Genomic DNA, 13,625 nt, shown 5'->3' with positions numbered 1-13,625 from the left:
TATTAAAAAAACAGGGAGTAAGGGAATGCACGTTATTAAAAAACTATCGGTTGCTGGGCTTTTTGCGCTGTCTTCGGCTGCCCTAGCGGATCTGCCAGATCAGTTTGAGACTGTCGAAGAGCTGATGGACGCACACCAGGATTATGACCCTTCGAACAATTCGCTAGAAATTCTGGACGCTGACAAGCCGCATTACCGTTTGTCTAAAACCGTCTTCAAGAATGATCTTAATGAAGTGGTGTACTACGAAAACTGGCGTGCCGCTGCCTACGGCATTTATAACGTGTTTGCCCATACGCCCATCGAATCGGTTACCGTTTCCGCCATTCCTTATCAAATCCCCGGCTTTCAGCGTGCTGATGAAGGCATGCTGCTGAATGACCGTGAGGTCACCATTCAGATCAACCGCGAACAGGCGCTTGATGCTATTTCCAGCCTCATTGATGTTGATGCACTAACCGATGTGAAGACTCAGACGGAGTATGGCTTTCAGTGGTCTGACGATTACATCGATGTCTATTACGAAGACCGCTCACCTGGCCTTGACGCGCTTATTAGCGAACTAAAGCCCTACTGCGTTAACAGCTGCCAATAAGGGGTCTTCGTCCCATGAACGTGAAAATGAAGAACTGCCTGTTGGCAGCGCTGCTGTTTTTTATCGCGCCAATTGCCCTAGCTGACACGTTGAGCGGCAGGGTGATCTCTGTGACCGATGGCGATACGGTCGTTTTTTTGACCGGCGGTAACGAACTGCGCGTTCGTCTGACCGAGATTGATGCACCTGAGAACGACCAACCATTTGGCGATGAGTCCACCAGCATGCTGGCCGATATGGTGGCTCAGGATCTGGTCACGCTGGAATCGGAAGGCACCGACCGCTATGGCCGCACGCTGGGACGCTTTTACGTTGGCGATCTGGACGTGAACCGTGAAATGGTGGTGCGCGGCGGGGCGTGGGTTTATCGCGATTACATGAGTGATTCGAGCTTTCTTGAGAATGAGACTGCCGCGCGTGAAGAGGGCCGTGGGCTTTGGGCGTTTGATGAGCCCATCGAGCCATGGAATTGGCGGCGTGGTGAGCGGTTACCCGCCCCGGCTATTACGCCTGTTTCTTCCGCGAGCGACTCGCCTTGGAGCTGCAGCGATAAGCCGTATTGCGGCGATATGACCAGCTGCGCGCAAGCCTACTTCCATTTAGAACAGTGCGGCCTTCAACGCCTCGACCGCGATAAAGACGGCGTGCCGTGTGAAAGCATTTGCCGGTGACCCATGCGATTGACGTACTTAGGCCCGTTGGCGATGGATATTCAGCACCCTGCTTTAGTGGGCGTTGATTGTGATGGTTATTCCCCTAACTGCTTTGCCGTTGAAGTGGGTGCAGATGCGGGCGTTCACGGTGCAGTGATTGAGGGTGATGTGCTGGTGGTCGATGAATCTCACAGCCTTGGCCATGACGATTGGGTGGTGGTGGAAATGGACGACGCGCTTCACCTTTACAAGACGTTTCGCGTGGGGTCGCGGTATCGGCTGTTGCCACCGAATGGGGGCAATGGCTTGATGGCCACGGCGCGGATGGTGCGCGGTGTGGTGGTGCATCAAGCTAGGTGTCAGTTGGATGAGGCGCTGTGATTCGCCTTTGTTTGGTTAGCTGGGAGGGCTTCATTCTATACAGGACATTTGATTATGACGAAAGCGACGCATCATCGACTGTTCTTTGAGGTTTTTGATTTATAGGCAATAAAAAAGCCCCGCATAGCGGGGCTTCTGTTTTGCCGCGATAAGTAGGCTTATCAAGCAGCTTTTTGAGTTTGCTCAGCAGTTTTGAGGTGTTGCTGATGGCAGTAGTCAAGCTTTGAGTTCACATCGCTAGCGATCTCTAAAGCACGACGAAGTAATTTGATGTTTTCAAGCTCTTGGTTTTTCATAGGAAAGGCCTCCGATCAAGTTCCTGGACGTGTTTATTCAGCGTTTCTTCATCTTCCGTTTCAATCGCTGCCGCAATGAGTCTCACGTGGTTCGCGTACTCTCTTGCCTTAGAGATTTTCAGTTCGTCAGGTCCGCTGATATTCACCTTATCAAGGATGTCGCACAGTTCTTTAAGCTGCTCGGCAATCTCTGAATATGTTGGATCTTCAATTTTCAATACAGATATAGAGAACAGTTTGCAGCTGCGCAAGACCAAATTAGCGGAATGTAGCACTTGGTCGTATACGCTTTCGACAAGCTGTTGGCTGATAGCGTTCATTGCGTCCCCATATCTCTATTGTAGATTAGGCTAATTTTACCTAGATCAAAAGGACGCGTATTTTACAAACTCATGTCAAATTTTTCAAGACATTTTCTCTCTTCGATGTATGCACTGTTACACATAATCCAAGCGGGTCGCAAGTGAATTTGTATTAAATAATATGACAATTGTCAGCGCTGAGTGACGCTAATCAATTCGGTGCTAAGTGGTCGCCGTCGCGCTTTTCCAGCTGTAGCGCCGTGGTGTAGCTGCTGTCGGTGAGGCTGTGCGTCACTTCGGTGATGATCCAGGGCGTGGCGTCTATCTGGGGCTTCCAGCCGATGCACCAAGCGGGCGTTTCGGGGAATAGCTCGGGGTCGCCTATTGCCTGGGTGATGCTGAAGTAGGCGGTGCCGCGTTGGATGCGTTGCCACTCCGCTAGGGCGGCTTCGAGTGCTTCTTCCTCGCTGGCGTAGGTGTGGCGTAGCTGCTGGGCGTTGGAGGCGTCGCCGACGGTGACGGCTTCGCGGGTGGCGTGGGCGGTGTTATTCCATAGCGCGGTTACGCCGGTGTAGGCGTCGCGCTCGGCTTTTAGGTAGCGGTGCTGGTCGCCGCTTTGGCGGCGTAGCTGAATGGGTGGGATCTCAAGCCCGGTGGCGGTGGTGGCTTGGCCAGCGGGTACAAAAATCAGGTGGCCGGTTTTGACGGTGGCCACCGCGTCGAATCTCTCTGCCAAGCGCGTTAAAAAATGCAGGTCGCTTTCGTCGGTTTGGTCGATGTGGGTGATGCGCACGCCTGCTAGCGTTGCGCCCACGCTGGCCACCAGCTCATGGCGGGCGGCGATGGTTTCGATAATGTCGCGCACCGTGACGCTATCCCAGCTTTGCGTTCGCTTGCCCGGTAGCCCTTGGCGCATGTTGGCACTTGATGCGCGGATGTTGAGGGTATCCGGTGCGCCGGTGTGCTCGACTTCATCGACGATGAACGTGCCGCGCTCGGTGAGCGCTTGGCCTTTCCAGCCGATGGCCAGGGTAAGTTCCGCCCCGGTGGGGGGTATATCGAGCATGCCGTCGTCGTCGGTGAGGGTGATATCGAGCTGGTCGGCTTGCATGCCGCGCCGATCATGCAGGGTGAGCGATGCCAGGCGCGCGCGAAATTCGGGGCTGATGATTTGGCCTTGTAGGCTGATGCGGTAGTCGGGCTGCATGCTCATGCCAGTGCCCCGGTAATGGCGCGGAGGGCGCTGCTTTCGAGAATGCCGAGCAGCTCGGTTCGGCCTTCATCAATGCGCGTGAGTTTGATATCGAACTCGATTTCTTTTGCGGCACCATCGCGGAAAAACTCTTTTTTGCGCTCGGTGAGGCTTTCGATGGTGTACATGCCGTAGTAGGTGCCGGTGCCTTCAATGAGTGGCCACGCGCGGCCTTCATCGGCCAGAGCGCGGATCATGTCTAGGTTCTGTTGGCCGCCGGTGAACATGGGCAGCAGGGTGCCGGTGAGGTTGATGGTGTCGTCACCGGGGCCAAGGAACTGGCGCACCGGGCGAGCGTTGATGCGTGATGTACTGGCGTGCCGCCAGTTGGTTTGCCGCTGTAGTTCCTGATAAGCGGCAGTGCTGAGGCCGAACACAAACAGGCCGTAGGTCATCATCATGTGATTGCCCTCAATCGTTATCGTGGAAGTTGCGACGGCTGGCAGCGGCGGCGCGGCGTTCGGCATCTTGCAGAGCGCGTTGTACTTGCTCATTCACCAGGCGTGCCAGTGCTTGCTCATCCATGCCGGGGGAGGCGTGCACTTCGATGTTGATGCCGCCGTGAATCACTAGCCCGCCGCTGGGGGCTGCGCTGGCGTGGCTTTGCAGCGGTGGGCGGGCGTCGATCTGTATCGCGCTGGTGTCGATGTTGGCGGCGCTGGCGTTGGTGGCCAGCCCGGCACCGAGCATTAACCCACCGGCGGCGTTGCGCAGGTTGTTGGCGATGCCGCGTACTTGCTTGATGGGGCTGTCGGCGTCGTCTTCGATACCGTTGGCCAGGCCTTGTGAGACGAAGTTGCCGATGGTGGCAAACACGCGGCTGGGGGAGTTGATGTCTAGCCAGTTGCGCACGGTGCCGGTGACATCGCTGGCGAGGTTTGCGGCGCTTTCGGTTGCACGATTGGCACCGTCGCGAATGCCTTGCCCCATTCCTGCGGCTGTCTCCCGGCCCCATTGCATGGCTTGGTTCGCCCCGTCCCCGATGGAATCCCATGCGCTGGTCATCGCCTCTTGTACCCAACCGGCGATGTTGCCCGCCATACCCATCACTTGGTCGCGGAGTGCCCCTGCCATGCTGGCGATCCCGTTGATCATGCCTTCCACGATGTTGATGCCGAAGCCTTCAAACACGCGGCTGGGGGAATTGATGCCAAGCACGTCTTTAAACCAAGTGGCTATGCCGCTGGCCATGCCGGTGACCCACTCGCGCAACGCGGCGAGTTTTGCCCCCAGCCCGCTCAGCAAGCCGTCGATCACAAAGCCGCCTAGCGTGCGGAAGCCTTCGGGCACCGAGACGCCCAGCCGTTCTAAGGTGCTGGTGAACGCGTTGTAGATCAGCCCAAGGGGTGACCAGTTGATGAGCAGCCGAGCAACGCCGCCCACGCCTTCATCGAACGCGGCTTTAACTTGCTGCCATAGGCCTACGAAAAACGCCTTGATGGGCTCCCAGTATTTGTAGATCAGGAACGCGGCACCGGCGATGGCGGCAATGCCCCAGCCGATGGGACCCATGGCCACCAGCAGGCCTTTCAGCGCACCGGCCACCCAAGGGATGGCGGTTTTGGCGATCCAGCCCAGCGCAGTGCCGAGACTGCCGACCTTGATGCCCAGCGTGGTCATCGCGAACTTGGCGAACAGCAGCGGGGAAAGGATGCTGGCGAACGTCATGGTGACGGCACCGCCGACGGTGGCCAGGGCGATCATTCCCGCCGCCACCTTGGCGATGGTGCCCGCTAGCTCGGGGTTGGCCTCTATCCATGCGCTCACACTGCGCGTCACTTTGGTGATGTTTTGGATTAAGTCGCGGATGGGGCCTTTGTTGGTTTCAGTGATACTGATGCCCACGTCTTCCCAAGCGCTACGCAGGCCTTTTAGGTCGCCGCCAATGTTATCAGCGCGCACTCTGGCGACTTGGGCGGCTTCGCCCATGGAAGTGGATAGCACTTCCACGAACGCTTCGATGCCTGCGGTGCCTTGCTGGGCGATAAGCTCGGCCATGCCCGCGCCCGGCTCTTCGCCGAAGATGGCTTTTAGGAAGCCTGCTCGATCCGCGTTACCCATCGTTTCTGTGGCGCGCGCAACGTCTGCGAGAATGAGGGGAACATCTCTTAGGTTGCCCTGAGCGTCTTTTGCGTTGACCCCTAATTCATCCAGTGCTCCTGCGGCGGCCCCTGTTGGAGCTGCAAGACGGGTCACCATCGCTCTCAAAGTGGTGCCAGCTTGACTTCCTTGAATACCTACATCACCCAACAACCCAGCCATTGCCGATGCTTGTTCTAGCGACATCCCCATAGCCCGCGCCTGGGGAGCGACGTACTTCATAGACTCGCCAAGCATGCTCAGGTCTACGTTTGCCCGCGTCGCTGTGGCAGTGAGCACGTCACTCACTCTGCCCATCTCAGAAGGGTCTAGACCAAAACCAGAGAGAATATTCGAGGAAATATCGGCTGTTCTGGCGAGATCGGCACCGGTGGCTAAAGCCAAGTTTAGAACGTCCGGTATTGCAGTCTCGATGGCGTCGCCTTCAAAGCCCGCCATTGCTAGAAAGCCTTGGGCATCGGCGACCTGAGTGCCACTAAAAGCAGTGGTCGCACCTTTCTCCCTAGCCTGACGTTTTAACGCTTGGAATGCTTCATCGTCCTCATTCAAGCGGGTTAACGCTTGAACAGCAGACATCGACTCACCAAATGAAACACCAGGCTGTAGCACTCTGGTAGCTGCGTAGCCTTGGGCGATGCCGGTGCCGAACATGCCCATGCCCCCACCTTGAGCGCGGGCAACGTTGGCCATGCCATTCTGGTAGCGGTCGCGCGCCTCTGTTAACCGGCGTTGACGTTGGGCGACTTCCGATAAGTGGCGCTTCTGTTCCTGCAGGGTGGTGTTAAGCCGCTCCTCGTTTGTACGCAGTTCGCGGGCGCTTCGGCCTAAGTTGTCGGTGCTGATGCCCGCTTCATCCAGGCGCGTTTTTAGCCCACGGATGCGCTCGGTTTGGGTGGCGTGGTTCTGGGTGAGCCGTTTGACCTCTTCGCCTGCGTGACGGGTTCGGTTGCGGTATTCCCGCAGGGCGCGGGCGGAGCGGTCGAACTCGCTTTGCTGGCCGTGCAGGCGCACGCGGGCGCGCTCTAGCGAGGCGGTGAGCTGGTCGCTGGGCTGTTTGGTTTTGAGCAGCTCTTTGGCGAGGCGGTCGTATTCCCGACGGGCAACGGTGAGCCCTGATTTCACGTTGGCGTGGGCTTCGCGCTGCTGTTCCAGTGCTTGGGTGTATTGCTGGTTCCGTGCGCGGGCGTCGCGCATCGCGCGGGTGTTCTGCCGCTGGGCGGCGTTGGCTTTGCGGTAGCTGGTGAGGTCGCTTTGGGTGCGCTGCAGCTCTTTGAGCTGGTCGCGGGTTTCGCGCATGGCTTGGCCGGTTTGGCCAGCGTTTTGGCGCATGCGTTTGAGTGGGCCGGTGACACGGTCCACGGCGTTGAGCATCACTTGCAGTCGTAGATTACGTGCCATCGGTTTTCCTTATTTGCTGCCTTACTTTTTGCCTTGCTTGCCACCCTTGGGCTTGCTGCCTTCGTGGCGTTTGCGGGCGCGTTCGCGCCATTCCATGAGTTCGTCGAGTTCCATGCCGTCCATGGCTTGGGGCTCCCAGTGGAAGACCATCGCCAAGTCGGCCATGGCGTCTTCCACAAATTCCGGAAGGCTTAGGCCTCGATGTCCTTGAATTTCTTTGGGGTTAAAAAACCATTCAGCGCCGTGCCGAGCTGGACAAGGTCGACGATGTCCATGGTTTTCAGCTCGGCTTCTGTTAGCGCGGGCGTGGTGATACGGGGCATGACTTTGGTGAGGGCGGCGACGTCCAGGTTCATGATGTCGACCAGCGAGACGCCGCGCATGCCGCCAGACATGGGCTTACGCACGGTGATTTTGGTGACGGTGGTTTTACCACGCTGCAGCGGGGTTTCCAGGTCGACCACTTCGGTGGGTACGCCGGGGGCGGTGGTGGGCTGGGCTTCGGTGGCTTCTACGGCTTGGGCTTCGGTGTTGTCGGTCATGGTGGTGCGTTCCTATGGGTTGTGCTTGGCCGCCGGGGCGGCCTTGGTGGTTGGGATTGGGTTTACAGGCCTAAAGCGCGGCGGCGCTGTGCGAGTCGATCTTCGCCGCGCACGTTGAACACGTAGCCGGGCACGTCGCGCTCGATCACGTCTTCGCCGTCTACCGTGAGCTTGAAGTAGCTCAGCGTGGTGGTGATGCTGATTTGATTGTTGTCGCCTTTGCTGGCATCGCCGAGGTTGATGGTTTTGTGGCGGCCGCGCATGACGATCTCGACGGGGATGATGCTGCCGTCGTCGTCGGATTCGTAAGAGCCGGTCATGCGGAGTAGGGCGGCGTCGTGAATGGGGCTGCCGTAGGTATCGAACAGACCGGCGACGGTCATGCCGCCGAGTGTCCATTCGAAGGTTTGTAGTTCGTTGCCGTGGTCGACTTCGATGGGGCCGTCCATACCGCCGCCTTCGTACTCGACCATGCGGCGGGCGAGTTCGGGCAGCGTTAGCTCGGGCACCATGCCCTGCCAGTTGTTGCCGTCGCCGAACAAGTTAAAGTCTTTGAGAATATTGGGAAGCATGCTGATGGCTCCTGTTATGGCCTATCGCGGGCGGCGGTTTATTCGCTGATGCGGGCGGCGAAGTCGACCAAGTAACGGTCGGTGATGCGCTGCTGGAAGGTGAGGTCTTCCAGGGGCGGTACCGGGGTGTAGTCGTAGTCGATGTAGAGCTTGCCGGACTTCAACACTTCGGGGCTGTTCAGCTCTTCATCGAACCAAGCGGAGCCGCCGAGGATGTAGCCGCTGCGTGTGAGTTCGCGGAATTTGGCGTTGACGCCTTCGATGATGTCGCGCACCAGGCTGGGGTGCATGGGCTTATCAACGGCCCAGAAATGCGCCTCCGCGATGGTGTCGGCGAGCACCTGGGCGGTGCGGGTGTATGACTCGAACGCGAAGAGCGGTTCTGCCGAGCAGGTGCGAGAGCCCCAGAAGCGGAAGCCTTCTTTGCGGATCAGCGTGGTGACGTCGGCGTCGTTGAGATAGCCCGCATCGGTGGCGGGGTTTTGGAGATCCCAGGACACGTCTTTGCTAATGCCGGTGACGCCGTTCACAGGCATGTTGGAAAGCGTCTTGTGCCAGCCGATCTGGTTATCCAGCTTGGCGCGGTGGCCGAGTGCTTTGGCGACGGCGGGCAAGGGCAGGGTTTCTTCTGCGTCGACATCGAACGCTTGCCAGTTGGGCCAGAGGATCATCACTTCACGTTGGCCAAAGTTCTCGCGGTACATGCGGGCTTCTTCTTTGGTTTGGCAGCCGTGGGCAGAGGCGTACACGAAACCGCGTAGCTGCTGGGCGATGCCTGCGAGAGCAGCGGTGACGGCTTGGGTGTCGAGATCCGGCGCGCCGAAAATGCGCGGCTTCACGCCGAATTTGGTCTCGGCGGCCGTGAACGCTTGAATGCCGGTTTTTTGGCCAGTGGCTTGATCGACGCCGCCGATCACGTTGGCGGTGGTGGCTTGTTCGGTGTCGCCTTTTTCGACGCGCACCACGACCACCACGGCTTTGGTTTCTTCCACGATGGCCGTCAGCGCGCGGCGCAGCGTGCCGCCTGCCCCGGCGTTGGCGATGGCGGTGTAAAGATTGGTGAGTAGCACTGGCTCATTCAGTGGGAACGGCTCGTTCACTCCGCCGGTGAGGCGCACGGCTTGTGCAGTGGCCGGGGTGCCTTGGCCATCGCCGTTGATGCCCACGCTGACCAGCGCCGAGGCGGCGCTATCCGCTGAAATGGCGGTGGCCACTTCGTCGGCGGTGCTGAGGATCTCGCCTTCGGCATCGGTGGCGAGCGTAATGGTGACGTGTTTATCGGCCACGGCGACGTTGATGGCGGTGGAGGGCTCGCCGGGATCACGGTGGGTGATGCGAATGGTATCGCCATTCACGCCGACATTGGCGGCGGTGTAGGTGAGGTTGCCGTTGGCCGCGAGGCCATTGATCACGACACTGGCGGCCACGCCGGGGCTGGCATTGGGTGCGGTGGCCACCAGCCCGATGACGGCGGTGGATACGGTTTTGATTGGGCGCGTGCCTTCGTTGATCTCGGTCACGCGGACGCCGTGGAAGCGTTCGGTCATGGCTTGTCTCCTGCGCAGGTTCAAGCGGGGTCATGGGGTACTGGCTGAGTGAAGCCCATGGTGTGGTGCTTGCGCGTGGGAGGGTAGCGGCGGGCGTTGTGCGGGGAGTGGGGGACAGAAAAACTCTGCTAGACTTCATTAAAATTTTCTAAGGTGGTCTAGCCATGAGTTCTCAGGATGTTGCTATTTCAGCTGCGAAACTTATTCACGCTAGCTATATGGACTGGAAATTTAACCGGCTTTACAAGAAGGCATTTGAGCATGGTTTGAGTGTTGAAGAGCTTAGTAATAGTGATGAGCGCTTTTCATTATTTATGCGGGCTGGTCGTGCGTTTGAAGTGTGCTCGCATAAGGATGCTATCGACTTTATAGCTGACGCAATGATAGGTGGCATAAAAAAAGGAGATGCTGATAAACAGCCGGACATGGTTCATATGGCAGTTGGGTCGTTGACTGGTGTGACTAATACTGAGTTAAATATTCTGGTGTTAATGCAAAAGCATAATTTATATTTTAATGAGTATGGAACAGCTATTAGCGGTGATGTGAAAAAGGACTATGAGATTGATGCGTGCAAAAGTTTAGGCATTGATGCATTTAAACTTGGTACTTTGGCCAATGGTTTGATGAGAACAGGCTTAGTGACCCCGCCTGCTATGAACTATGGGTCTTACTCACAAAATACCAATGCGCTTACCCCGCTGGCTAAAGACTTATTTGATTACGTTTATTACATCAGACGGCCACAATAAGCCCGCCAAACGGCGGGCTTGTTCTTTAACTTCAGCTACCACGTTAGGGCTTCAATGGCTGCGCGGTCGCCATTTTTTAGCGCGGCGGCAATCTGATCTTCTAACGCTTGGCGCTTTCCGATGACGTTGCCCGCTGCTTGTTGGTAGAGGTTAGATTTCTCCAGGATCCGGTCGATTAGCTCACTGATTTCTAGGCCACGCGCGGTGGCGATGGATTCGATCAGCGGGCCACCACCTTCCAGCGCTTCGCGCTCTTGACGTTCCCAGCTGAGCTGCTCGTAGTCGGGGTATTCGTCGCGCACTGCTGCTAATGCTTCGACTGATGCGGCGTTTATTTCAAGGCGCTTTTGGTCGGCCAACTTGCCTAGCGTGACCGGCGGGCTGTCGACTAGGGTGGGGTAGCCGTCGTCGTCGGGTGCTAGCACTTTGCTGCCGTCGTTTTGCATTAGCGCCTGGTGCTGTGCCTCGGTGATTTCGACGGCGTCTTCAGGCAGGCGGCAATCGGGATTTGGGACGGTGATCATTGGCGGTTCGATGGTGTCATCGCGTACCTGGATTAATGGCGCGTCGTCTTCGCCCTGATGGTTAGGATCGGGCACCTCAACCATCGGCCATTCAAAGTCGGGGTCTATGATCGTGTGCGTGGGCTCGCCGAAGAGACGGGTGTCGTAGAAGCTGTTGGTAGCGGCGCTGTAGAACGTGGTCATCTTAATAGCCCCTTACTGTAATGCTGAAGGTACGCGGCCCGCTGGTGGTGGAAGGCAGGTTAATAGTGATGCCAAAGCGTGTGAGCGTGGCGCCGATGATATCGGCAGGCCCGACGGCTGCCGACAAGCGTGAGGCGCTGTACTGCGATGCCCTGGTAGGAAATGTGGTTGGCCAAGGGGCATAGATCTCTGTTTGCCCACCGGGCAACGTGAGGTTCATGCCTTGCTCAATCCAGCCGTTCGGGAGTTCATGCCAGTAGGATTCGCCTTTGGATATGGGAAAGGCCTCTGAAAGATTACCTGTGTGGTAATAGGTTACCCAGCCAGACCAAGACCCAGTGCTGGAAGTTTTGCGATTGACGTAAAGTGTGGGATTGGGAGAGTTACTGTATGCACTGGCGATCGCGAGAAGTGTTTCTCCTCCACCTTCTCGATGATAAAGAACAGCCCCATAGGCAAAGGATGGCCGATCATTCACATTTGAATATCTATAAAAGCCTGTTTTCATGCCGGACGTATCTAGTAATGATGCGTTCGGCCAGGCAGGATCCCCGCCCCCTAAGCCGAATGCTCCGACCGTTAAGAGTTTTCCGATGGAGTCGTCTGTATAGCTGTTTTGAACTTGGTTAGCTCTCAGTACACTGCTGTCGACACTAAGCGTTCGGTTACTCGATAAATTACCACCGCCTGTTAAGCCGCTTCCTGCTGTAATGGTTCTACTAGTACGAACGACACTGCTGTCAACGGATAGAGTTCTATTCGTTGCAAGACTTCCTCCTCCTTCGAGACCATCGCCGCTAATTACTTGTCTAGAGGTTTCGACGGGATTTAGATTGTCCCCGTGGTACATTTTTACCCACGGTTGCCAAGCACTATTGGCGCGCCTTCGCATGTACATCGCGCTAGAGTGAGAGCTGACGAAAATGAGCGTCGTTGTATTACTGTTAATTCCCGAACCCACATAGACAGTGCCTCGAGCGAGCTGACTATTTTGTACATCTATTGGCATGTTCAGCGTGTTTTCATCGCATTGATAAAACCCGCTAATGAGTGCTTTCTCTATGTCGTTATCGGGGGCTAGTACTCCTCCTTCCGAAACGCCGATTCCGAAAGCCCCCACCGCCATTATTTTTCCTGCTGTGTTATCCGTCGGTTCGGTTTGAATATCGCTTTTTCTTAATACGCTACTGTCCACGCTAATCGTACGGTTGCTTTCTAAGTTACCTCCCCCTTTCAAGCCATCACCGGTGCTAATTTGCCTACTGACTTCTACTGGAGATAGGTTCCCAGAGTGGTATAGCTCGACCCATTCGCCCCACTCATTGCTTGCAAAGCTGCGTGTTAGTAACACCGAGTTAGTGGTGGCTCGTGGTACAGCGATTTGAGTAGCGTTATAAGCTCCTAGTACAAACACGATACCCAGTGCCAACTGCGGTGGCGCGCCTAATGTGCTTGTATCGAAACGATAAATACCTGTTACGAATAAATCATTTAAGTTGTTTTTGTAAGGAGCGACCCCGCTTCCGATGCCAAAAGCACCTACTTCCATTAGCCGGTTCGATGTGTTGTCAGTCGCGTTCTCTTGAACATCGCGCGCCGCTGCCGATCCCGTGTTAGTGAGTAATGGATACCGCCCATCGTGATCATCACTCTGACGGTGGTCGTTCATCGCCTTGGCTTGCAGCACGGTAGCAGTGCTGCTGGAGGTGCGGCTGGCGGTGGTGCCCATGGTGGCGGAGGCACCGAGGCCTAAGTTGCTGCGCGCCTGGCTTGGGCTGGGCAGGTCGCTTAGGTTGTTGCCGCGCTGGGGGTAGCGGTCGTCGTGGTCGCCACTGGTGCGGTGGTCGTTCATGGCGGCGGCTTGCAGGAGGACCGTTGTGCTTGCCGAGTTGCGTAGCGCGGTGTTGCCGAGCGTGGCCGAGGTGCCTAAGCCGAGGTTGACCCGCGCGGTGGCGGCGCTGGTGAGGTCGGCGAGGTTCTGGTTTTTGGCTAGGCGGGTGTTGGCGTTGTCGTTGGCTGACTTCACCGCGCGCGGCGTGGCGGCTTGGTGTTGAGCGGTGCTGTCGGTGGCATTGCTGAGAGTGACCACGCCAGGGGTGTTGAGGCTAGCGGGTGGGTTGCTGAAACTGATGTCGCCGAATTCGAGACTTGCCGCGTCGATATCTGCTAGTACGACATCGATGGTGAGCAGCATGGTGGAGCCGCTGGACTTTTCGATAATTGGATCGGCTTGGCCATACACGGCGAACAGGGTGCCGGACCCTGTAAAAATCCCGAAGCCGCGCATGGTGTAGGTGTCTTGGCCTTCGTCTTTTGCGGTAACGCTGATGGTATCCGGCGCGACGATCTCGCCCGCGATGCTGCTTACCCGTTTGATTTCACTGGGCAATGCGGTGAGCCCGGCGTTGGGCGTGAACGCGGCGGCGGTGAACCCGATATGGGTGAGCGTGACGGGGGCGGTGCCTGTGTTGTTGGCGTTGATGATTTCAGCACGCCCAGCGTCGGTGATGGTGATGTTGAGCGCCATG

At 57.2% G+C, this 13,625-nt stretch carries 15 protein-coding genes; 4 read left to right on the top strand and 11 right to left on the bottom strand.

Going from position 1 to position 13,625, the window contains the following annotated elements:
• The first annotated feature begins 25 nt into the window (after positions 1-25).
• From R0J87_RS12595 to R0J87_RS12585, 3 genes are read left to right on the top strand one after another with little or no spacing between them, the layout of a single operon-like run.
• Positions 26-595: a hypothetical protein gene (locus R0J87_RS12595; protein ID WP_498886507.1), complete on the top strand. Its 570-nt coding sequence runs from the start codon at positions 26-28 to the stop codon at positions 593-595.
• Positions 596-609: 14 nt separating this feature from the next.
• Entirely contained in the window at positions 610-1,266 is a 657-nt protein-coding gene (locus R0J87_RS12590; RefSeq protein ID WP_498886505.1) for a thermonuclease family protein, read from the top strand.
• A gap of 3 nt (positions 1,267-1,269) precedes the next feature.
• The gene (locus tag R0J87_RS12585; protein WP_498886503.1) at positions 1,270-1,629 is read left to right on the top strand and encodes a hypothetical protein; all 360 of its coding nucleotides are present in this window, start codon (positions 1,270-1,272) and stop codon (positions 1,627-1,629) included.
• Between the two features lie 161 nt (positions 1,630-1,790).
• Here the strand turns inward: R0J87_RS12585 and R0J87_RS12580 are convergent, their stop codons facing one another.
• From R0J87_RS12580 to R0J87_RS12540, 9 genes are all read right to left on the bottom strand, one after another.
• Positions 1,791-1,925, bottom strand: a complete 135-nt coding sequence (locus R0J87_RS12580; RefSeq protein ID WP_498886501.1) for a hypothetical protein — start codon at positions 1,923-1,925, stop codon at positions 1,791-1,793.
• Positions 1,922-2,245 carry a hypothetical protein gene (locus R0J87_RS12575; protein WP_498886500.1) on the bottom strand — a complete coding sequence of 108 codons (324 nt, stop codon included), beginning with the start codon at positions 2,243-2,245 and terminating at the stop codon, positions 1,922-1,924. Before R0J87_RS12575 ends, R0J87_RS12580 begins: the two co-directional genes overlap by 4 nt.
• A gap of 193 nt (positions 2,246-2,438) precedes the next feature.
• Positions 2,439-3,440, bottom strand: a complete 1,002-nt coding sequence (locus tag R0J87_RS12570) for a contractile injection system protein, VgrG/Pvc8 family (protein WP_498886499.1) — start codon at positions 3,438-3,440, stop codon at positions 2,439-2,441.
• Positions 3,437-3,880 (bottom strand): phage tail protein, encoded by a 444-nt coding sequence (locus tag R0J87_RS12565; protein ID WP_498886498.1) that lies wholly within the window; start codon positions 3,878-3,880, stop codon positions 3,437-3,439. The genes R0J87_RS12570 and R0J87_RS12565 overlap by 4 nt, the downstream gene beginning before the upstream one ends.
• A gap of 10 nt (positions 3,881-3,890) precedes the next feature.
• The gene (locus R0J87_RS12560) at positions 3,891-6,977 is read right to left on the bottom strand and encodes a phage tail tape measure protein (protein ID WP_498886497.1); all 3,087 of its coding nucleotides are present in this window, start codon (positions 6,975-6,977) and stop codon (positions 3,891-3,893) included.
• Positions 6,978-6,998: 21 nt separating this feature from the next.
• Positions 6,999-7,142, bottom strand: coding sequence for a GpE family phage tail protein (locus R0J87_RS12555; RefSeq protein WP_498886495.1), 144 nt, complete (start codon positions 7,140-7,142; stop codon positions 6,999-7,001).
• Between the two features lie 26 nt (positions 7,143-7,168).
• Entirely contained in the window at positions 7,169-7,519 is a 351-nt protein-coding gene (locus tag R0J87_RS12550; RefSeq protein ID WP_498886494.1) for a phage tail assembly protein, read from the bottom strand.
• A 62-nt stretch (positions 7,520-7,581) separates the two neighbouring features.
• A complete protein-coding gene (locus R0J87_RS12545) occupies positions 7,582-8,091 on the bottom strand; it encodes a phage major tail tube protein (RefSeq protein WP_498886492.1) in 510 nt (169 codons plus the stop codon).
• A gap of 38 nt (positions 8,092-8,129) precedes the next feature.
• Positions 8,130-9,548: a phage tail sheath protein gene (locus tag R0J87_RS12540; RefSeq protein WP_498886490.1), complete on the bottom strand. Its 1,419-nt coding sequence runs from the start codon at positions 9,546-9,548 to the stop codon at positions 8,130-8,132.
• Between the two features lie 254 nt (positions 9,549-9,802).
• Here R0J87_RS12540 and R0J87_RS12535 point away from each other — a divergent pair, with 254 nt between their 5' ends.
• A complete protein-coding gene (locus R0J87_RS12535) occupies positions 9,803-10,390 on the top strand; it encodes a hypothetical protein (RefSeq protein ID WP_498886488.1) in 588 nt (195 codons plus the stop codon).
• A 35-nt stretch (positions 10,391-10,425) separates the two neighbouring features.
• Here the strand turns inward: R0J87_RS12535 and R0J87_RS12530 are convergent, their stop codons facing one another.
• Positions 10,426-11,097, bottom strand: a complete 672-nt coding sequence (locus tag R0J87_RS12530) for an HI_1402-related protein (RefSeq protein ID WP_498886486.1) — start codon at positions 11,095-11,097, stop codon at positions 10,426-10,428.
• Between the two features lies 1 nt (position 11,098).
• Entirely contained in the window at positions 11,099-13,624 is a 2,526-nt protein-coding gene (locus R0J87_RS12525) for a tail fiber protein (RefSeq protein ID WP_498886485.1), read from the bottom strand.
• Position 13,625: the final 1 nt, after the last annotated feature.

The sequence above is a fragment of the Halomonas sp. SIMBA_159 genome (assembly GCF_046536035.1).
GTDB classification, from domain to species: Bacteria; Pseudomonadota; Gammaproteobacteria; order Pseudomonadales; family Halomonadaceae; genus Vreelandella; species Vreelandella venusta_A.
This window is presented reverse-complemented; position numbering and strand designations above follow the sequence as displayed.

What these genes read in the sequence shown, in the direction of transcription:
- R0J87_RS12595 (WP_498886507.1), top strand. Translation starts at nt 26, where the DNA reads ATGCACGTTATTAAAAAACTATCGGTTGCTGGGCTTTTTGCGCTGTCT.
- R0J87_RS12590 (WP_498886505.1), top strand. Translation starts at nt 610, where the DNA reads ATGAACGTGAAAATGAAGAACTGCCTGTTGGCAGCGCTGCTGTTTTTT.
- R0J87_RS12585 (WP_498886503.1), top strand. Translation starts at nt 1,270, where the DNA reads ATGCGATTGACGTACTTAGGCCCGTTGGCGATGGATATTCAGCACCCT.
- R0J87_RS12580 (WP_498886501.1), bottom strand. Translation starts at nt 1,925, where the DNA reads ATGAAAAACCAAGAGCTTGAAAACATCAAATTACTTCGTCGTGCTTTA.
- R0J87_RS12575 (WP_498886500.1), bottom strand. Translation starts at nt 2,245, where the DNA reads ATGAACGCTATCAGCCAACAGCTTGTCGAAAGCGTATACGACCAAGTG.
- R0J87_RS12570 (WP_498886499.1), bottom strand. Translation starts at nt 3,440, where the DNA reads ATGAGCATGCAGCCCGACTACCGCATCAGCCTACAAGGCCAAATCATC.
- R0J87_RS12565 (WP_498886498.1), bottom strand. Translation starts at nt 3,880, where the DNA reads ATGATGATGACCTACGGCCTGTTTGTGTTCGGCCTCAGCACTGCCGCT.
- R0J87_RS12560 (WP_498886497.1), bottom strand. Translation starts at nt 6,977, where the DNA reads ATGGCACGTAATCTACGACTGCAAGTGATGCTCAACGCCGTGGACCGT.
- R0J87_RS12555 (WP_498886495.1), bottom strand. Translation starts at nt 7,142, where the DNA reads ATGGCCGACTTGGCGATGGTCTTCCACTGGGAGCCCCAAGCCATGGAC.
- R0J87_RS12550 (WP_498886494.1), bottom strand. Translation starts at nt 7,519, where the DNA reads ATGACCGACAACACCGAAGCCCAAGCCGTAGAAGCCACCGAAGCCCAG.
- R0J87_RS12545 (WP_498886492.1), bottom strand. Translation starts at nt 8,091, where the DNA reads ATGCTTCCCAATATTCTCAAAGACTTTAACTTGTTCGGCGACGGCAAC.
- R0J87_RS12535 (WP_498886488.1), top strand. Translation starts at nt 9,803, where the DNA reads ATGAGTTCTCAGGATGTTGCTATTTCAGCTGCGAAACTTATTCACGCT.
- R0J87_RS12530 (WP_498886486.1), bottom strand. Translation starts at nt 11,097, where the DNA reads ATGACCACGTTCTACAGCGCCGCTACCAACAGCTTCTACGACACCCGT.
- R0J87_RS12525 (WP_498886485.1), bottom strand. Translation starts at nt 13,624, where the DNA reads ATGGCGCTCAACATCACCATCACCGACGCTGGGCGTGCTGAAATCATC.